13 protein-coding genes are annotated in these 19174 nt (G+C 70.9%); 8 read left to right on the top strand and 5 right to left on the bottom strand.

Annotated features, from left to right (window positions below):
* Positions 1-232: 232 nt before the first annotated feature.
* The 4 genes from WME95_RS03570 to WME95_RS03555 all read right to left on the bottom strand — a co-directional run bounded on the left by WME95_RS03570 (position 233) and on the right by WME95_RS03555 (position 4512).
* Positions 233-1522, bottom strand: a complete 1290-nt coding sequence (locus WME95_RS03570) for a cytochrome P450 (RefSeq protein ID WP_437549516.1) — start codon at positions 1520-1522, stop codon at positions 233-235.
* 274 nt (positions 1523-1796) lie between these two features.
* Positions 1797-2489: an ROK family protein gene (locus tag WME95_RS03565; protein WP_437907002.1), complete on the bottom strand. Its 693-nt coding sequence runs from the start codon at positions 2487-2489 to the stop codon at positions 1797-1799.
* Between the two features lie 248 nt (positions 2490-2737).
* Entirely contained in the window at positions 2738-3835 is a 1098-nt protein-coding gene (locus WME95_RS03560; protein ID WP_437907001.1) for a pectin acetylesterase-family hydrolase, read from the bottom strand.
* A 71-nt stretch (positions 3836-3906) separates the two neighbouring features.
* Positions 3907-4512, bottom strand: coding sequence for a hypothetical protein (locus tag WME95_RS03555; RefSeq protein WP_437549510.1), 606 nt, complete (start codon positions 4510-4512; stop codon positions 3907-3909).
* Positions 4513-4862: 350 nt separating this feature from the next.
* Here WME95_RS03555 and WME95_RS03550 point away from each other — a divergent pair, with 350 nt between their 5' ends.
* The 6 genes from WME95_RS03550 to WME95_RS03525 all read left to right on the top strand — a co-directional run bounded on the left by WME95_RS03550 (position 4863) and on the right by WME95_RS03525 (position 12940).
* On the top strand, positions 4863-5804 hold the full coding sequence (locus tag WME95_RS03550; protein ID WP_437907000.1) for an aldo/keto reductase: 942 nt from the start codon (positions 4863-4865) through the stop codon (positions 5802-5804).
* A gap of 5 nt (positions 5805-5809) precedes the next feature.
* Positions 5810-6643 carry a 3'(2'),5'-bisphosphate nucleotidase CysQ family protein gene (locus WME95_RS03545; protein WP_437906999.1) on the top strand — a complete coding sequence of 278 codons (834 nt, stop codon included), beginning with the start codon at positions 5810-5812 and terminating at the stop codon, positions 6641-6643.
* A 6-nt stretch (positions 6644-6649) separates the two neighbouring features.
* Positions 6650-7798: an NAD(P)/FAD-dependent oxidoreductase gene (locus tag WME95_RS03540; RefSeq protein WP_437906998.1), complete on the top strand. Its 1149-nt coding sequence runs from the start codon at positions 6650-6652 to the stop codon at positions 7796-7798.
* A gap of 112 nt (positions 7799-7910) precedes the next feature.
* Complete coding sequence (locus tag WME95_RS03535; protein WP_437906997.1) at positions 7911-8753, top strand: SDR family oxidoreductase; 843 nt, start codon at positions 7911-7913, stop codon at positions 8751-8753.
* A gap of 220 nt (positions 8754-8973) precedes the next feature.
* On the top strand, positions 8974-10731 hold the full coding sequence (locus WME95_RS03530) for a hypothetical protein (RefSeq protein ID WP_437906996.1): 1758 nt from the start codon (positions 8974-8976) through the stop codon (positions 10729-10731).
* 262 nt (positions 10732-10993) lie between these two features.
* Positions 10994-12940: a sigma 54-interacting transcriptional regulator gene (locus WME95_RS03525; protein ID WP_437549501.1), complete on the top strand. Its 1947-nt coding sequence runs from the start codon at positions 10994-10996 to the stop codon at positions 12938-12940.
* A gap of 383 nt (positions 12941-13323) precedes the next feature.
* Here the strand turns inward: WME95_RS03525 and rsgA are convergent, their stop codons facing one another.
* A complete protein-coding gene (gene rsgA, locus WME95_RS03520; protein WP_437906995.1) occupies positions 13324-14388 on the bottom strand; it encodes a ribosome small subunit-dependent GTPase A in 1065 nt (354 codons plus the stop codon).
* Positions 14389-15253: 865 nt separating this feature from the next.
* On the opposite strand from rsgA, the gene uvrB reads away from it, so the two are divergent.
* Entirely contained in the window at positions 15254-17413 is a 2160-nt protein-coding gene (gene uvrB, locus WME95_RS03515) for an excinuclease ABC subunit UvrB (protein WP_437906994.1), read from the top strand.
* Positions 17414-17852: 439 nt separating this feature from the next.
* On the top strand, positions 17853-19037 hold the full coding sequence (gene serB / locus WME95_RS03510; RefSeq protein ID WP_437549495.1) for a phosphoserine phosphatase SerB: 1185 nt from the start codon (positions 17853-17855) through the stop codon (positions 19035-19037).
* Positions 19038-19174 lie beyond the last annotated feature (137 nt).

Below are 19174 nucleotides of genomic sequence, written 5' to 3'. Positions count from 1 at the left end.
CGGGGAGAGGGGAGGGGGCGCGCGGGGGCGAGGGGGGCCCTTCCCGCGGACTCGCGCCTTGTGGTGGGCTATGGCCGGCTGCGCGGGAGAGGGAGATCTGGGGGGACTGGCTGCGGAGCGGGCCGGCGCTCGGATCCGCGGGGCCCTTCCCCCTCGCCCCCGCACGCCCCCTCCCCTCTCCCCGGCGGCTCCAGGGTGGAACCAGGCGGGTTGGAGAACGGGGTGACGGGGGTCAGGAGGCGGAGCTCTGCGGGCCTAGCTCTACCGGGAGGGCGGTGAGGCCGCGCATGCCGGGGCTCATGCGCCAGGTCAGCGGCCCAGGGGAGAGCTCGGCGTCGGGGAAACGGCGCAGGAACGTGGAGATGACGGCCTGGGCCTCGACGCGGGCGAGCGCGGAGCCGGCACAGTAATGGACGCCTACGCCGAGCGAGATGTGACGGATGTCCGTGCGGCGGAAGTCGAGCTTGTCGGGGTCGGGGAACTGCGCGGGATCGCGGTTCGCCGCGCCGAGCACCAGGAAGGCACGATCCCCCTTCGGGATCCGCACGCCGTCGAGCTCGATGTCGTCGAGCGCGACGCGGCTCATCCACTGCACCGGAGAGTCGTACCGGAGCAGCTCCTCCACCGCCGGGCCGATCAGCGACGGGGTAGCGCGCAGCGCTTCGCGCTCGGAACGGTGGAGGAGGAGCGCGAGCAGGCCATTGCCGATGAGGTTCTTCGTCGTCTCGTGGCCGCCGAAGAGGAGCATGCAACACGTCGAGAGCAGCTCCTGCTCGCCGAGGATCATGCCCTGCTCCTCCGCGAGGATGAGCTGGCTGAGCAGGTCGTTGCCGGGGCTCTGCCGCCGGGCCGCGATCACGCCGCGGAAATAGTCCTCCAGCTCGGCCACGGCGCTCAGCGCGCCCCCCGCGATCTCCAGCGTCGGCCGGCCCGCGCCAAGGAAGCCGCTGAGCGCGTTGGACCAGCCCTTCAGCCGGTGACGATCCTCGGCGGGTACACCGAGCACCTCGCCGATCACGAGCAGCGGCAAGAGGTCGCCGAGATCGCGGAGGACGTCCATCCGGCCCGTCGGGGCGACCGCGTCGAGCAGCTCGTTGACCAGCGTCTCCACCCGGGAGCGCAACCCCTCGACGAGCCGCGGCACGAACGCCTTGTTGATCAGCGAGCGGATGCGCGTGTGCTCCGGCGGATCGAGCAGCAAGGCCCACGACGCCAGGTTGCGGCGCAACGGCTCCAGCCGCTGCCGCACCTCCTCAGGCAGCTTCGTCACGAAGGCGCTGGAGCGCTTCGCCGACAGGCGCGGGTCACGAAAGCCCGCCGCGACCTGGTCGTAGCGGGTGATGAGCCAGCCGTTGTAAGCCGCGCTGAAGTACACGGGCGCTTCCTGGCGCAACCTGGCGTACACGGGGTACGGGTTCGCGAGGGTCTCCGGCGACTGGAGGCGAAACGGATCGAGATCAGCGTCCGCCGCTGGATTGGCCGCGGGCGGTGCGTCGGGCTTCGGTGCGTCGGGCGAGTTCATCGGGCCAGGGTACGACGGTCACGCCCGCTTGGGAACCGGCGCGACCCACGCCCCCGCAGGCCCGCCCCAGGCCGGCCTCCCCGCCAGCGCACGGGCGCGCGTCCGCCCTTGGCTACAGCGGCTTCCGCCCCCCTCTGCACAGCCGCAGCAGAGCGGCGGTCTCCCGCACAGGAGACGGGCCCAGATCGGCGTTTTCGGCGCGCAAGCGCACTCCGGTGCGCTGAGCACCGAAAACGCCGAGGTGGGCCCGTATCCGAAGCGGGTGACCGTCGCTCTAGGCCCAGAGCTTGATTCCGCCGAGCAGGCCAGCGACGTTGTCCACCACGACGGCGTTCTCGGGCAGCTTCGAGGCGTCGAGCAGGCGCGCGTTGCCGCCGCCGAGGTAGAGCTTGCGGTAATTGAAGATCGGCTCGAGCTGCTCGATCATCTTGCGCACGCGCTTGTTCCAGCGCTTCGGGCCGATGCGCTTGCACTCGGCGTCGAACACGCGGTCCTCGTACTTCAGGTCCCTCTTTCCGTACGGATGGTGCCCGAGCTCGAGGTTCGGCACGTAGCGGCCGTCGATGTACAGCGCGCAGCCGAGCCCCGTGCCGAAGGTGAGCACCATCTCGAGCCCCCTGCCCTCGATGACGGCGAGCCCCTGGATGCCCGCGTCGTTGGCGACGCGGACAGGCTTGCCGAGGCGGCGCTCGACGGCCTCGCCGAGCGGGTAGCCCTTCCACTTCTCGTTGTCGAGGTGCGGCGCCGTCTTGGTCACGTTCTCCATCACCACCCCGGGGAAGCCGATCGAGACGCGATCGAACTCCCCCTGCGCCCTGGCGATCTCCTCGATGAGGTCGAGGATGGGGTCCGGCGAGGCCGGCTGGGGCGTCGGCACGCGCACGGGATCCGTCATCGGAGTCCCCTGCTCGTCGAGGATGGTGGCCTTGATCCCCGTTCCGCCGATATCGATACAAAGCGTGCGCATTGGATCCCTCTGTCTCCCCCCGGAGCTCTTCCTCCGGGGCCGCCGCGGATGCGCCCACGCGCCCGCGTTCGCGGCGGACATAATCTAGAGCTCTGGCTGCGCGTCAACTGGCGCCGCGACGCCGCACGCCTGAGCGGGCGACCACGCCCCCTGCGCCCGCCCTCCCGCGCACACTCCGCCCGGCGCCGACCAGCGCGCACCCCGCCCCTCGGTGCCCGGCCGCCGCGCCGCCCGCCCCCGGGCGACGCTCAAGGCGAGCCGCAAGCGTCGCACGCGACGCTCGGCGGCGGCGCACCGTTTGCGAGCCCGTCGAGCCATTGCACGAAGCGCGATCCGCGCGACTCGAGGGTGTAAAATTCCGGCCGCCAGAGGATGCAGTGCGCGGAGCCGGCGGCAAGGAACGACCTGAAGTTCGGCGTCGACGCCTCGATCTCGGCGATCTCTGCCCTCATGGCGTCTGACCACGCCTGGGCGCCGCCGCCGCCCATCGCGTTGAAGAAGAAGACCTGGTCCTCATCATAGGCGGTGTTGTACTGCGACAGGCGCATGTCCGGGTAATGGGCGCCGATCTTCTCGTAGAGCACCGACAGCCGCGCGAGCTCGGCCGGATCGAGGCCAGGTATCCATGTGGGGTAAGCGCCCTCGGGCTTCCAGGAAGGAAGGCTATCCCTGAAGAACGTCTCCGTGATGATCCCTGCCCCGCTGTCGGCGAACTCGATGACCGACGCGCCCTTGTAGTGCTCTCGCAGGTGCGCGGACCAGAGGATGGCGCCATACGCGCCCGCGCTGCAGCCCGTCACGAAGATCTTCTCTGGCGCGGGGACGTTCTCGTAGATCCAGCCGAGCGCCGCGCGGACGTTGACGGCGCCCTTGTGCTGGATGGTGACGGCCTGGCTCCCCTCCCCATACGTGGCCACGTTGTCGCCCCAGTGCACGTCCCCGGTGCAATAGGGGATGTACACATGGTGCCACTCCTTGAAGGGGTTGTCCGGGTTCTCATGATCGTAGATCCCGGTCGTCAGGGCGTCCTCGCCGACCGTCTCCTGGAAGAGCGATCCCGCGAACGAGCACGTGGTCGCGTCCCAGCACGCGCCGCCGCCGCGGAACTCGACGATGAGGCGATTGACGGTGCCCGGACGGACGAAGTACTTGAACGGATCACCGCGCGAGCACGTCGTCTCGCCGCCCGGCTCGATGGAGCTCCAGCCGGACGGCAGGCTCAGGATCCCGCCCCGCGGCTCGCGGCTCGGATCTTCGTGCTCGGCGGACGTGCCGCCACAGCCGAGGACAGCGAGCGGGCAGAGCAGGAGTTGAACCGGAAGGGGCGGAACGATCGTGAATCGCATGGAGGGTAGAGAATACCACTCCATGACGCACGGGCATCACCCGCCGGTGACGGCCCGCTCGTGCCCTCGCGTCATGGCACAGGGGCGTGCTCTGCCCACAGCTGCGCGGCGGCCTCGCCGACCGCGCGGCGGATCGACCCCTCGTCGAGGCGGGCGCGGTCGCGCGGCGCGAGGGCGGCGCAGATGCCGAGCGCGACGAGGTAGAGGGCGCCGATGAGGCCGATCCAGCGCAGGCCGGACGCACCCAGGCGTGAGATGATCTCGATGGGCACGATCTGCGCGCGGATCTGGACGGCCCCGATCACGAGCACGGCGCGGTCGCCTTCCTGGAGCTCGATGTCGGCCGGGCCCGTCAACAGGCGCGCGAGCCCGTCGGCGCCGTGGAGGCGCGCCCGCGTCCGCCGCGGGACGTGCAGCACGTAGCGAGCGCCGATCACCTCCGCGATGACCGGAGCCGCTCTATCGAGCTCCCCCGACGGCACGCGCACGATGGACGCGGGCGTGTCTCCGATGTGCGCGCGCCCCTCCGCGAGCACGTGGCGGACGCCGAGCACGTCTTTGCCTCGGACGGCGACGAGCTCCAGCGCGCGCCGCGCAGAGGCGCTCGCCGCGGGCGGCCGCGACCTCCGGTCGCTGATGGGTTCGGCCGCCGATGCCTCATTAGGCCCTTTCGCCATACTCTCCAGCCCCCTTCGTCGGCCACCGGCAGGGCTCGACTCGACATGTCACCTGAAGACCCTGCCCCCGCGGCGCCGCCCCGCGCGCTTCCGCATCACGCCCCTTCCCTGGCTCTCTGGCATGGAGCGTTCCGTGGCCGAGCGCGCAGGGACGTGGCGGCCCGACGACCCGCGCCGGCCGGTGAGGCCCCGGAAGACGCGCCCTGCGACCGCGCGCCGAGGCGCGACGGGGGACGCCCTCCCCGGGGCAGCTCCGCCGCTCCAGAGGGGGCGCGCGACGCGGCGCGCCGTGCCCGGCGCTCCGCCCCTATTTCGTGGCGCCCTCCCGGCGCTGGTGTAGATCGCCGCCCGTGAGGAAGCGCCCCCTCGGCAAGACGACCCTTCAGGTCTCGGAGCTCGCCCTAGGCACCTGGGGACTCTCCGGCGACGGCTACGGTCCCGTCGCCGACATCGAGATCGATCGCGTCATCGATCGCGCGCTCGCGGTCGGCATCGACCTCTTCGACACCGCCGACGTCTACGGCCGCGGCGAGATGGAGCGCTGCCTCGGCAGGCGGCTCCAGGGCGCCGGCGCGACGTTCGTCGTCACCAAGATCGGCACCGTTCGCGACGGCGATCCCCCGACGAAGCGCTTCGACCCCGCCCACCTCCGCACCGCGTTCGAGCGGTCGCAGGAGCGCCTCGCCCGCGAGGTGGTCGACGTCGTCCTGCTCCACAACCCCACCGTGGCCGCGATGCAATCGAAGGAGGCCCTCGCCTTCCTGAAGGACCTCAAGCAGGCCGGGAAGATCCGCGCCTACGGCGTGAGCGCCGGCTCCGCGGACGTCGCCCGCTCCGCGCTGCGCGACGAGGTCGACGTCATCGAGATCGCCTACAACGCCTTTTTCCCCGGCGACCTCCACGACGTCGCCGGCGACGTCTCCGAGTCCGGCGCGGGCGTCCTCGCCCGATCGGTGCTCGCGCACGGGCTGCTCGCCGGCCAGTGGAGCTCCGAGCGCGAGTTCTACCTCGACGATCACCGCTACCAGCGGTGGACCCGCGACGAGCTCAAGACCCGCATCCGCCAGCTCGACGCGCTCAGGCCGCTGGTCTCGGGCGCCGTCACGTCGCTCCGCTCGGCGGCCCTGCGCTTCGTCCTCGCGAACCGCGTCGTCTCGTCCGCCGTGCTCGGTCCCCGCTCGGTCGCCCAGCTCGACCAGCTCGTCCGCGAGGCCGGCATGCCGCCCTACCTCCAGGACACGGCGCTCACGGAGCTCTCCGTGCGCCTCAGGCAGGCCGGGATCGAGGTGTGAGCACGATGGACCAGAACGACAGGGAGCTCGACGAGATCGTCCGCATCGCGCGCGCCGCGGCGGCGATCGTGATGGACGTGTACGCGACGCCGTTCGCCGTCGAGATGAAGGGCCCCGGCGACCCGGTGACCCGCGCCGACCGCGAGGCGAACACGCTCATCTGCAGCGCGCTCGAGGCCGCGTTCCCCGGCGAGGCGATCCTCGCCGAGGAGAGCGTCCCGACCGGCGACGAGCTCGCCTCGCGCCTGCGGAAGGAGCGGGTGTTCTTCGTCGACCCGCTCGACGGCACGCGGGAGTTCGCGGACAGGAACGGCGAGTTCGCCGTGATGATCGGGCTCGCGGTCCGCGGCCGCGCGGCGCTGGGCGTCGTGGTGATGCCCACGACGGGCGAGGCTTTGGCCGGCCGCGCCGGCGAGGGCGGCGCCGCCTTCCTCGAGGCGAGGGACGGCAGCCGCAGGCCGCTCCGGGTCTCGGCCGTGAGCGCTCCGGCCGACGCGACGCTCATCATCTCGCGCTCGCACCGGCCGAAGGAGCTCGAGCCCGTCCTCGCGCGGCTCGGCATCTCGAAGGTCGTCCCCTGCGGCTCGGTCGGCGTGAAGATCGCCCGGATCGCGACCGGCGAGGTCGACCTCTATGTGCACGGCGGGGGCGGCGCCAAGCTCTGGGACAGCTGCGCGCCCGAGGCCGTGCTCCTCGGGGCGGGCGGCAGCTTCACCGACCTCTCGGGCGCGCCCATCGACTACAACGGCCCCGGGCTCAAGCTCGGCCGCGGCATCATCGCCTCGAACGGCGCCCTCCAGGCCGCCGTCGTCGCCGCGGCGAGGTCGGAGCTCGGCTGAGGCGCGATGCGGGGGCAGGCCGAGATCGTCATCATCGGCGCGGGGATCATGGGCCTCGCGATCGCGTACAACCTCGCGCGGCACCACGGCGTCACCGACATCGTCGTCGTCGACCGGAGTTACCTCTGCGGCGGCGCCAGCGGGCGCAACGGCGGCGGGGTCCGGGCGCAGTTCTCGAGCGAGGGCAACATCCGGCTCATGCAGGAGAGCATCCGCATCTGCCGGGATTTCGCCCGCGAGATGAAGATCAACATCTGGTTCCGGCAGGGCGGCTACCTCTTCCTCGTGCGCAGCGAGGCGGGCCGCCGGACGCTCGAGAAGAGCGTCGCCGTGCAGAACGCGTGCGGCCTCGGGACGCGGATGCTCACCGCCAACGAGGCGCGCGCGATCGTGCCGCAGCTCTCGACCGACGGCGTCGTGGCGGCCAGCTACAACCCCGACGACGGCGTCGTGTTCCCGTGGCCGTTCGTCTGGGGCTACGCCGAGCGCGCGCAGAAGCTCGGCGTCGACATCGCCACCTTCACGAACGTCCTCGGCTTCCGCACGCAGGGCGCGCGGATCGAGGCCGTGGTCACCGATCGCGGCGAGATCCGGACGAACAAGGTCGTCAACGCGGCCGGCGCGTGGAGCCCCGAGATCGCGCGCATGCTCGGCGTGGAGCTGCCCAACCACCCGCACCGCCACGAGATCTGCTCGACCGAGCCGCTCAAGCCCTGGCTCGGCCCGCTCGTCGCGGATCTCTCGAACGGCCTCTATTTTTCCCAGTCGATGCGCGGCGAGATCGTGGGCGGCATCTCCAACGAGGACGTCCCCGACGGCCTCGACATGGGGTCGAGCCACAAGTTCCTCGCCCTGTACGCGCGGGCCCTCGTCACCGCGTGCCCCCTCCTCGGCAGCGTGAAGGTGCTGCGGCAGTGGGCCGGCTGTTACGACCTCACCCCGGATCAGAACCCGATCGTGGGCGGGGTCGACGAGGTCGAGCACTTCTACCAGGCCTCCGGGTTCATGGGGCACGGCTTCATGATCGCGCCCGTCATGGGCAAGCTCCTCGCGCAGCACATCGCCGAGGGCGCCTCCCTCCCCCTGTTCGACCGCTGGAACCTGCGGCGCTTCAGGGAGGGCCGGCTCCTCAGCGAGGCGATGATCATCGGCTGAGCGCCCGCCCCGGCGGCGGCGGCGGCGGTTCGACGCGGCGCACGCGCCGCACATGCCGCGCCCCGCGCTCCCCCGCCGCGTCGCGCTTCGCCTATACTCGCGCCCCTTCGCCATGGGTCACCTCGTCCTCGTCACCGGCTCCTCGAGCGGCATCGGCCTCGCGACCGCGGTCGCGTGCGCGGCCGCGGGCCACCGGGTCATCGCCACGATGCGCCGCCCCGAGAAGGCGGGCGCGCTCCTCGCCGCCGCCGGCGCGCGGGGCGTCACGCTCGAGATCGAGCAGCTCGACGTCGCCGCGGCGAGCGCGCCCGACAGGGTCCGGGAGATCCTCGAGAAGCACGGCCCCGCCTATGCCCTCGTCAACAACGCCGGCATCGCGGTCGGCGGCGCCTTCGAGGAGCAGGCGGACGGCGACGTCCGGGCGCAGTTCGAGACCAACGTCTTCGGGCTGATGGCCGTGACGCGCGCGGTGCTCCCCGCGATGCGCGGCGCGGGGCGCGGCCGCATCGTCAACGTCTCGAGCCTCTCCGGGCTCGTCGGCCTCCCCGGCGTGAGCGCCTACGCGGCGACGAAGCACGCCGTCGAGGGCTTCAGCGAGGCGCTGCGCTGGGAGGTCGCCCCGTTCGGCGTCCACGTCTGCCTCGTCGAGCCCGGCACCTTCAAGACCGAAATTTTCTATGAAAACCAGCGTCGCGGCGCCCACGTCTCGCTCGACGGCCCTTACGGCGCGATGACCAGGGCGATCGAGCAGATCGTCCTGAAGGACGCCGCCAAGGCGCCGCCGCCCGCCCCGGTCGCGGCCGCGATCCTCCGCCTCATCGACGACGCATCGCCGCCTTTCAGGACCCTCGTCGGCCGGGACGCACGCGCGCTCGTCGCGCTGCGCCGTGTCATCCCCGACCGGCTCTTCGCCACGGGGATCCGCCGGCTCGTCTCGGCGCCGCGCTCGCGTTGACACGTTCTCTGGCGGCGAATAGCGTCGGCTTCGCCGTTTCCATGGCGGAGCGGCGCCACGTCGTGGCCGAAGGGGGGCCGCGCCCCCTGCCGCGCGCTGTTTTTGTCCACTTTCGTCCCCTCAGGCTAACGAAGGCTAGCCGCTGACCGCCTCTCCTGAAGCGCGCCGTGCGACGGCGAGGTCAGGCCGGCAGCATCACCGAGGTCCCGGAGGAAACACCATGTCCCGCTCAGCACGCAGCATCCTGCCGCTCCTTCGCTCGCTCCTCCTGGGGGCCGCCACCGCGTCGTCGATGGCGCTCTCCGCAGGCGTCATCGTCGGATGCGGCGACGAGAACGACCCCGAGACGCACGTCAAGCGGCTCGACGACCCGGCCACGCTCACCGCCTCCGTCAACCGGCTCGTCCAGTTCTTCGAAGACGCGATGACGCGTGACAACAAGGACCGGAACGGCCCGACCGTGAAGCCGCTCCTCGACAAGATCATCGAGCCGATGACGCAGAAGTGCGTGGCCGGCGATCTCGACGAGCGCACGAACTCCAAGCTCATCAAGTTCATCTCCGACACGAGGGACCCGCGCGGCGAGGCCTGCCTCATCAAGGCGCTCAAGGACTACAAGCCCGAGTCCACCGAGGAGGACGTCCGCTGGGCCGTGCGCGGCCTCGGCGCGATGAAGTCGGAGAAGGCCGCCGAGCCGCTCATGGCCGTCTTCTCGAAGCTCCAGCACGGCAAGCCCAAGGGCTCGACGATCTCGCGCGACGTGCACGACGCGATGGTCGACATCAACAGCAAGTCCTGGGAAGACGGGCTCATCACGATGATCGGGCGCCCGATCAACGACCCGAAGGACGTCGGCACGATGCGGAACGAGCTGTTCTGGCAGATCACCGCCGCGGAGCTGCTCGGGTGGCAGCGCAGCGAGAAGGCGGTCGTGCCGCTGCTCAAGGTGGTGCTGTCGCCGTTCAAGGCCGACGCGGCCACGACGGCCATCCTGGCGCTCACGAAGATCGGCAAGCCCGCGATCCAGCCGACGATCGCGCTGCTCCAGGGCGATCAGAAGGAGCTCGTCGAGTACTCGAAGGTCGAGAACCTGAAGGGCGCCGGCGGCGACAAGGCGAACGCGGAGCAGAAGAAGGCCGCGGAGACCGCCCACGTCGCTGCGGCCGCGCTCGTCCTGGCGACGATCGGCCGGCAGGAGTCGTCGCAGCCGCTGCTCGCCGCGCTCGGGAAGGCCGAGGACGTGCCGCGCGCCATCATCGCGCGCGAGCTGACCAAGGTGCCGAGGACGCCGGAGACCCTCGCGGCCTTCCAGGCGGCCTACGAGAAGACGCCCGCGGGGCTCGAGATGCCGCCGGCCGGCATCAACGCGCGGGTGATGCTCGCCGAGGCGGCGAGCAACTTCTTCGACGCGAGCCTCGTGCCGTGGCTCGTGAAGACCGGCCTCGAGGCGCGCGGCGAGGAGGACGACGTCGCGCAGATCCGCGACGTCTCGCTGCAGACGGCGCTCAAGCTGATGAAGCCCGACCAGATCGCCGACGTCGACCGGCTCGCGGGCACCCGCACGAGCGGCGGCGGCACGGTCGGCAAGTCGATGGAGAAGGAGATCAAGATCGCGAAGGAGCTGCTCGGGGCCTGCGGCACCAAGCTCGAGTGTTACGTCGGCAAGCTCGGCGAGCCGGCGTCGCAGGCGAAGGAGACGCAGTTCCAGGGGATCAAGTCCGCCTACATGGCGGGCGTGCTCGGCACCCCCGAGGTCCGGCAGCAGATCATCGACGCGATGCCGAAGGTCTCGAACGCGGCCGTCCGCTTCGTCTCGGTCTCGGTCATCGACGCCCTCTCGCCGAAGGGCGACGCCGAGGTCGCGACCAAGCTGCAGAAGATCGTCGACGAGGGCGAGGCCTCGAAGGATCCCGAGAAGATCGCCGGCAACGCGCCCTTCAAGACGGTCATCTACCGCCTCACCGCCCGCGCGCAGTGACCGCCGCAGCGCAGTGCGCCCCGTCCGCGGTCGGGGCGCCTGGAGCGCCTGGAGCGCGCATGCGGGCACATCACCTGGATCCAGATTTTCCTTGATTGGCGCCGCCTGGGCGCGATGCTTGCGCGAGCTTCACGCGAAGCTCGCGCGAAGCTTGCGCGAGCTTCACTGACGCGCCTGGCTCCTGATTTTTCCTGGCGTCTCCGCCGTCTTGACGGTTTACTCCGGCCCTTGTCACGGGGTCTTTCCGGCTGAAGAACGAACCATGATCGTGCTCGAGGTAACCCAGGGTCTCGCTGCCGGGCGCACCTTCGAGCTCCAGGGCGAGCTGATCACGCTCGGGCGCTCGTCGGACAACCGCGTCGTCCTCGACGATCGCCACGTCTCCGGGGCGCACGCGCGCATCGTGAGCGGCGCCGACGGGGTGATCCTCGAGGATCTGCGCTCGACGAACGGCACGAGCGTGACGCGGCGAGGCGAGCGGCTGGAGCTCGGCGCGGGGCGCAGCGCGCTCGCCCTCCAGACGGGGGACGTCATCGAGCTCGGCTCCGGGGACGCGGTCACCCGGATGGTGGTGAAGATCCCGGAGGAGGCCGACGACGCGCGGGTCGTCTCGATCCGCCGCCTCGACGAGATCGAGCCTGCCGAGGCGAAGATCGAGCGCGACCCGAGCGCGCTGTCGGCGATGTACGCGGCGCAGAAGCGCATCGGCGCGGCGACCGATCTCGACGAGGTGCTCGCCGAGATCGCCGACGCGGTGCTCGCGCTCGTGCCGAGCTCGACCCACGTCACGGTGGTGCTGCGCGACGACGATCAGGAGCCGGGCGCGGCGCCGGCGGCGTTCGTGCCGGTGCTGACGCGGGTCCGGTCCGCGTCGGGCAAAGGGGGGCCGCCTGCAGGGCCGGTCCCGATCACGCGCAGCGTGTACCGGAAGGTGATCAAGGAGCGGGCGGCCGTTCTCGCCGCCGACGCGCCGATCGAGGTCGGGCAGTCCGAGTCGCTGATGGGCGCCTCGATCCGCAGCACGCTCGCCGTCCCGCTCTGGAAGGGCGAGGAGATCATCGGCGTGCTCCAGGCCGACAACCGGAGCGTGCCCGGGATGCTGAACGCCGGCGACCTGGAGACGCTCCTCGTGCTGGCCGCCAACGCCTCGCTCGCCGTGGCGAACGCCCGGCTCATCAAGCGGCTCGTGCTCGCCGAGGAGCGGCTCCAGAAGGAGAACAGCTTCCTCAAGGGGCGCGAGGAGCGCCGCCGGGGCGGCAGCGGGGGCGCGGTCGACATCATCGGCAACAGCGACGCGATGCGCAAGGTCATCGGGCAGCTCGACAAGGTCGTCGACACGCGCGTGACGGTGCTGATCGAGGGCGAGACGGGCACGGGCAAGGAGCTCATCGCCGCCGCCGTCCACTACCGCTCCCGCCGCCGCGACAAGCTGTTCGTCGCGCAGAACTGCGCGGCGCTGGCCGAGAGCCTCCTGGAGAGCGAGCTGTTCGGGCACAAGAAGGGGTCCTTCACGGGCGCCACCGAGGAGAAGAAGGGGCTGTTCGAGATCGCCGACGGGGGCACGCTCTTCCTCGACGAGATCACCGAGACGCCGCTGTCGCTGCAATCGAAGCTCCTCCGGGCGCTCCAGGAGGGCGAGATCCGGCCCGTGGGCGCGACGAGCCCGAAGCACGTCAACGTGCGCATCGTCGCCGCGACGAACCGGAACCTCGAGGACGAGGTGGCCAAGGGGCGGTTCCGCGAGGACCTCTACTACCGCCTCAAGGTCTTCCCGATCCGCCTGCCGCCGCTGCGAGAGCGGCGCGACGACATCTCGCTGCTCGCTACGCACTTCCTGGAGCGCTACGCGGACGAGATCGGCAAGCCGTGCGGCGGGTTCAGCCAGCAGGCGATGGAGCTCATGGTCGCGTACGACTGGCCGGGCAACGTCCGGGAGCTCCAGAACGAGGTGCAGCGGATCGTCATCCAGCTGGAGCCGGGGGCGTTCGGGACGCCGGAGCTGCTCTCGCCGAGGATCCGGCAGGTCGAGGGGCTCATCGCGCGGGCGGGGACGCCGAAAGGGTCGCTCAAGGAGATGATGGACGCGGTCGAGAAGTTCTTCCTCCTGGAAGCGCTGCGCGGGCACAACAACAACAAGACCAACGCGGCCAAGTCGCTCGGGATCACGCGCGAGGGGCTCCACAAGAAGCTCCGGCAATACGGGATCTGACGGGACACGGGACACGGGACAGAGAGGGCTTCCCGGGACGCGGGGGAGCCCTCGGGAGGGGGTGTCGCGCGCGGGGCCGACGGGGGGCCCTTCCCACGAACTCGCGCCTTGTGGTGGCTATGGCCGGCTGAACGGGGGAGGGAGAACCAAGGGCGAGTGGCTTCGATGCGGGCCGGCGCTCGGGTTCGTGGGGCCCTTCCCCCGCCGGCCCCGCGCGCGACACCCCCTCCCGAGGGCTCTTTCCGAGGGATGGGAAGAGCGGTTTCGAGGGGGCGCGCAGGCGGGCGGGGGCGGGGGGAGGATGCGGGGGATTTACTGGGGGTGTCTACGCGGCGTGGCGGGGACGCTGGGGTCTGGCCGCGGGGGCGGGAGGGCGGCTCCGCTTATCGCTTCGGATTGGCGCGCATCTGCTTCGAGATCTGCTTCCAGCGCCGCTTCTCCTCGATTTTCGCGCGCACGTCCTGCTGGCCGGCGAGGTAGCGGCGCTCCGCACCCAGCTTGAGGTAGGCGCCGAGACGCTCGGGATCGAGGTCGCCGTCCTTGATGGCACGGAGCACCGCGCAACCGGGCTCGCCGTCGTGCGCGCAGTCCCGGAAACGGCAGGCCGCGGCGTGGGCCTCGACGTCGTCGAAGCCGGCCGGGGCGCTGCCGCCCGCGGACCAGACGCCGAGCTCCCGTATGCCCGGCGTGTCGATGAGGAGGCCACCTCCAGGGATCAGGAACAGCTCCCGGTGAGCCGTCGTGTGGCGGCCACGCTCATCCGACGCCCGGATCGCGCCCTCGAGCTGGACCTCCGCGCCGAGCAGGCGATTGCTGAGCGCGGACTTCCCCACGCCGGACGAGCCGACGAGGGCGATGGTCTCCCCTGCCCCGATCTCGGCGCGAAGCGCGTCGAGGCCGGCACCGGAGAGCGCGCTGACGAGCGCGATCGGCGCGGCAGGGGCGACATCCCGCGCCGCGTCGATGTACCGCTCCGGATCCGGGCAGACATCGGCCTTGTTGAGCACGAGGACCGGGCGAGCGCCGCTGTCGAGGACGGCGTCGATGTAACGCTCGATGCGGCGCAGGTTGAAGTCGGCGTTCAGCGACGTGACGATGAACACCTTGTCGATGTTGGCCGCGAGCACCTGGGCCTCCACCGTGGGCCCCGCGGCCTTGCGGCGCAGGCACGTGCTCCGCGCGAACGTGTGCACGATGTACGAAGGCCCAGCGCCGTCGCCCGGCCTGAGGCCCACCCAGTCACCGACGGTGGGGAGCGCCGCGCGGTCGGCTGCCTCGTGCGCGAGGCGACCGCTGACCACCGCGATGCGCGGGCCATCCGCCGTCTGAACGTGGTGCCTGGACGCGGAGGCGAGGACGACGCGCGCAGGCTGCACGGCATCCTTGAGACAGGCGAGCTGGCTCGCGAAGAAGGGAGTCCATCCAAGCCCGACCAGATCGGGCTGCATTTCGTGCTGCGAAGACGGATCAACGAGAGAATCGAGGCGAGTTTGCATGACGGACGAGCGCTCCATGGCGTTCGGCCGCGCCCGAGCTTCGGCGCGCGGCGATCGACGGACAGGGCGCGGCGGCGCACAAGCGCGCACGCGCCGGCCATTCCACGCGCGGGGCCGCCGCGGAGCGGAGCTCGTCGATCGATCAGGACGTCACGCCAGAAGGCACACCCGGCCAGGGCAGATCCCTGGGAGGGGCACGCGCTCAGGGCACACACGCGCCCCTCAGGGCACGCGGGCGACGTCGCGGAGACGTGGAGACGAGCTCAGCCGGCCGCGGCGGAAACGACGGCGGCGGCGCAATGGGTGTGCGATGTGTTGGCACTCATGACCTGACCTCCGCGTTCGGCTCACGTCACCACGACGCGACAGCACCTAGAATCCTATGGCCCCGCGCCGACGTCAAGCGCTCTCGGCTCGGCCCGGCCGCATGGGCAGCGAGCACAGCGCGCGCGTACGGAGCGCGCGTCATGCAACGAGCGCGCGGAGCCCGCTCTGGGGTGCAACGAGCGCGCGGAGCCCGCTCTGGGGTGCAACGAGCGCGCGGCGAGGTGCGGCGCATGCGGCGAAGCGGGGACGAGCGTGCGCCGGACGGAGGCGCGCGGGACGACGTGGGGCGCCCTCGTTCCAGGTGAACGACAGTGGGTCGACAATTTCCGCTCGGCCGATGGTTGCCAATGGTTGCCGATAGTTGGAAGACCGACGAAGCCGGACGAAGCCGGACGAGACCACGCCTTGCCGGCGAGGCCGCCCCGCCCTCCGGCCCTGACGGCCGCGGAGGTTGCGAGGAGCGCCTCGCCGCACTAGGGTCCTCCGCTCCATGCCCACACACTTCGAGCTCGTCTCCGAATTCAAGCCGTGCGGTGACCAGCCTCGCGCGCTCCAGGAGATCTGCTCCGCTTTCGAGCAGGGCGAGGCCTTCCAGGTCCTCCTCGGCGTCACGGGCAGCGGCAAGACGTTCACCGCCGCCAAGGTGATCGAAAAGCTGCAAAAGCCGACCCTCATCATGGCGCCGAACAAGACGCTGGCGGCCCAGCTCTACGGCGAGATGCGGGAGCTCTTCCCCAACAACGCCGTCCACTACTTCGTCAGCTACTACGACTACTACCAGCCCGAAGCCTACGTCCCGACGAGCGACACCTTCATCGAGAAGGACGCGATCATCAACGACGCGATCGACCGCATGCGCCACGCGGCGACGCACGCGCTGCTCTCGCGGCCGGACGTGATCATCGTCGCCTCCGTGAGCTGCATCTACGGCATCGGCTCGGCCGAGAGCTACCACGGGCTCCTGATCAAGCTCGAGCGCGGCACCGAGATCCGCCGCGACGAGCTCCTGCGGCGGCTCGTCGACATCCAGTACACGCGGAACGACGTCGATTTCCACCGCGGGACGTTCCGCGTCCGCGGCGATGTCGTCGAGATTTTCCCGGCCTACGAGGAGGCGCTCGCGATCCGGGTCGAGTTCTTCGGCGACGAGATCGAGGCCATCAAGGAGGTCGACCCGGTCCGCGGCAAGGTGGTGGGCCAGCTCGAGCGCTACGCGGTCTTCCCCGGCTCCCACTACGTCACCGAGCAACAGCAGCTCAGGCTCGCGATCCAGGCGATCCGCGAGGAGCTGCGCGAGCGCATCGACTTCTACGACAGGGCCGTGCGCTTCCTCGAGAAGCAGCGTATCGAGCAGCGCACGATGTACGATCTCGAGATGCTGGAGCAGATGGGGTTCTGCAACGGCATCGAGAACTACTCGCGCCACCTCTCGGGCCGGAAGGCCGGCGAGCCCCCGCCGACGCTGATCGACTATTTCCCGAAGGACTTCCTGCTCATCATCGACGAGTCGCACCAGACCGTCCCGCAGGTCGGGGCGATGTACCGGGGCGACCGGGCGCGGAAAGAGACGCTCGTCGAGTACGGGTTCCGGCTCCCCAGCGCGCTCGACAACCGGCCGCTCAAGTTCGAGGAGTTCGAGCAACACTACGCGCAGGTCCTCTTCGTGAGCGCGACGCCCGGCGACTACGAGCTGCAGAAGTCGGCCGGCTCTGTCGTGGAGCAGATCATCCGGCCAACCGGGCTCATCGATCCGCAGATCCAGATCCGCCCGGTGTCCGGTCAGGTCGACGACCTGCTCGCGCGCATCCGGGAGCGGGTCGGCCGCGGCGATCGCGTGCTCGTCACCACGTTGACCAAGCGGATGGCCGAGGATCTGACCGAGTACTACACGGAGCTGGGCATCCGGGTCCGCTACCTCCACTCGGACGTCGACACGCTCCAGCGCGTGGAGATCCTCCGCGATCTCCGGCGCGGCGAGTTCGACGTGCTGGTCGGCATCAACCTGCTGCGCGAGGGGCTCGATCTGCCCGAGGTGTCGCTGGTCGCCATCCTCGACGCCGACAAGGAGGGCTTCCTCCGGAGCCCGCGCTCGCTCATCCAGACGATCGGCCGCGCCGCACGCAACGTGAACGGCGAGGTCGTGATGTACGCCGATCGCATCACCGAGGCGATGAAGCGCGCGATGGACGAGACGAACCGGCGGCGCGCGATCCAGGAGGCGTACAACAAGGAGCACGGCATCACGCCGGCCACGGTGAAGAAGGCGATCCTCGACCTGTCGCCCACCTCGGGCACGCGCGACTACTACGCCGTCCCGAAGGGCCCGGCGAAGCCCGCGGCCGATGCGGCGCGCGCCGCGGTGGACCTGGTCGACCAGATCGACGCGCTCCGGCAGGAGATGTTCGCTGCGGCGGAGAACCTCGAGTTCGAGAAGGCGGCGCGGCTGCGCGATCAGCTCCGGCAGCTCAAGGCACAGCAGGGGGACGGGGACGCCGGCGCGGCGCGCGAGGCGGCCGAGGAGAAGCCGGCGCGGGCGGGGCGGCCGGCGAGCCGGCGCGGGCCGGGCGGCAAGGGGGGCGGGCGGCCGGCGGCGGGCGGCAAAGGGGGCGGACGGGCGGCGGCGGGGCGAGGGGGCGGGCGCTACCGATAGCGACGGAGCCCGCGGGGGAGGAGGCTGCGCGCGCGGGGGGGCGGTGGGCCCTCCCACGAACTCGGGCCTTTTGGGGGGGCTGTTGCCGGCTGGACGGGGGAGGGAGGACCGCGCGGATGGGGCTGCGGGGCGGGCCGGCCCTCGGATTCGTGGGGCCCGCCCACCGCCCCCCCGCGCGCGCAGCCTCCTCCCCCGCGGGCTCTTTGTGGGGGGTGGGGGGGGTGGGGGGGATGGGGGGGATGGGGGGGATGGGGGGGATGGGGGGGATGGGAAGGCTGCAGGCGCGCAGGCGGGGCGGGCCATGCGGAGCAGGAGGGCGTGGAGCACGGAGGGGGAGCGGTGGTTTGGCAAACGCTCTTTCGGTGAAGCATCGTTTTGCTTCGTGCAGCGAGCTATCGGCGTCGACCCTGCCGCGCGGCGCTGTTAAGGGGGCTCCGGCATGGCAGTCTCGTCCGATCCGATACTCGTCACCGTCACCGGCAGGGACCACCCCGGCATCACCGCTCGGCTCACGGGCATCCTCAGCGATATCGGCGCCACGCTGCTCGACATCGAACAGGTGGTGGTGCACGGAAACCTGAACCTCGCGCTCCTCGCGCTCTTCCCCGAGACACGCAGCGGACTCAAGGAGCTGCTGTTCGCCGCGAAAGAGCTCGGCGTGACGCTCGACTTCAAGCCGCTCGACGGGGGCGCGCCACGGCGCGCGCCAGGGAGCCGGTACGTGGTGACAGCCATCGGCCGCGAGCTCGGCGCAAAACCGCTGCACGACGTGGCCTCCACACTCGCTGCCCACGGCGCGAACATCGAGAAGATCGCGCGGCTGTCGGTCGAACGCCTCTCGTCGGTGGAGATCCAGGTGCTGCTCCAGCGCGAAGAGGAGGCCGACACCCTCAAGCAGGCCCTCCTCGCCCTCGCGACGCAGAACAGCTTCGATCTCGCGCTGCAACGCGAGGGCCTCTTCCGCCGGAGCAAGCGGCTCGTCGTGATGGACATGGACTCGACACTCATCCGGATCGAGGTGATCGACGAGCTGGCGCGCGCGAAGGGCGTGGCGGAGGAGGTGGCGAAGATCACCGAGCGCGCAATGCAAGGGGAGATGGATTATGACGAGTCGCTCCGCCAGCGGCTCTCGCTGCTCCGCGGCCTCGACGTCGGCGTGCTGCGGAAGCTCGCCGCAGAGCTCCCCATCACCGAGGGCGCAGAGACGCTCATCCGGGTGCTGAAACGGCTCGGCTACCGGACGGCGGTGATCTCGGGCGGCTTCTCGATCGCAGCGGAGGCGCTGAAGGCACGGCTCGGGATCGACTACGCCTACTCGAACGCGCTCGAGGTCGCGAACGGACAGCTGACCGGCCGGGTCACAGGGCCGATCGTCAACGCGCAACGCAAGGCCGAGCTGCTCGAGACCATCGCCCAGGCAGAAGGCGTGTTGCTCGATCAGACCATCGCCGTGGGCGACGGCGCCAACGATCTCCTGATGCTGCAAAGGGCCGGCCTCGGCGTCGCGTTCCGCGCAAAGCCCAAGCTGCGAGAGGCCGCCGACACGTCCCTCTCCGCAAGCGGCCTCGACGCCATCCTCTTCCTGCTCGGCATCACCGAACGCGAGCTCCTCGAGGTGGCGTGAACAGCGCGACACGGCCCGTCCACTCAGCAGCGGAGTCCCACGGGACACAGCGCCCCGCTTGACAGCGGCGCGCTGACCGGGCCCCCGCGGCCGTCCAGCACGGCGCCTCGCCTGGCCAGGCGACGGTGTGGGAGGGG

The organism is Sorangium sp. So ce327, assembly GCF_051530205.1.
GTDB lineage: Bacteria > Myxococcota_A > Polyangia > Polyangiales > Polyangiaceae > Sorangium > Sorangium cellulosum_B.
This window is presented reverse-complemented; position numbering and strand designations above follow the sequence as displayed.

Bases quoted from the DNA above. Each gene is read 5' to 3' on its own strand.
- WME95_RS03570 (WP_437549516.1), bottom strand. From the start codon at position 1,522: ATGAACTCGCCCGACGCACCGAAGCCCGACGCACCGCCCGCGGCCAAT.
- WME95_RS03565 (WP_437907002.1), bottom strand. From the start codon at position 2,489: ATGCGCACGCTTTGTATCGATATCGGCGGAACGGGGATCAAGGCCACC.
- WME95_RS03560 (WP_437907001.1), bottom strand. From the start codon at position 3,835: ATGCGATTCACGATCGTTCCGCCCCTTCCGGTTCAACTCCTGCTCTGC.
- WME95_RS03555 (WP_437549510.1), bottom strand. From the start codon at position 4,512: ATGGCGAAAGGGCCTAATGAGGCATCGGCGGCCGAACCCATCAGCGAC.
- WME95_RS03545 (WP_437906999.1), top strand. From the start codon at position 5,810: ATGGACCAGAACGACAGGGAGCTCGACGAGATCGTCCGCATCGCGCGC.
- WME95_RS03540 (WP_437906998.1), top strand. From the start codon at position 6,650: ATGCGGGGGCAGGCCGAGATCGTCATCATCGGCGCGGGGATCATGGGC.
- WME95_RS03535 (WP_437906997.1), top strand. From the start codon at position 7,911: ATGGGTCACCTCGTCCTCGTCACCGGCTCCTCGAGCGGCATCGGCCTC.
- WME95_RS03530 (WP_437906996.1), top strand. From the start codon at position 8,974: ATGTCCCGCTCAGCACGCAGCATCCTGCCGCTCCTTCGCTCGCTCCTC.
- WME95_RS03525 (WP_437549501.1), top strand. From the start codon at position 10,994: ATGATCGTGCTCGAGGTAACCCAGGGTCTCGCTGCCGGGCGCACCTTC.
- rsgA (WP_437906995.1), bottom strand. From the start codon at position 14,388: ATGCAGCCCGATCTGGTCGGGCTTGGATGGACTCCCTTCTTCGCGAGC.
- uvrB (WP_437906994.1), top strand. From the start codon at position 15,254: ATGCCCACACACTTCGAGCTCGTCTCCGAATTCAAGCCGTGCGGTGAC.
- serB (WP_437549495.1), top strand. From the start codon at position 17,853: ATGGCAGTCTCGTCCGATCCGATACTCGTCACCGTCACCGGCAGGGAC.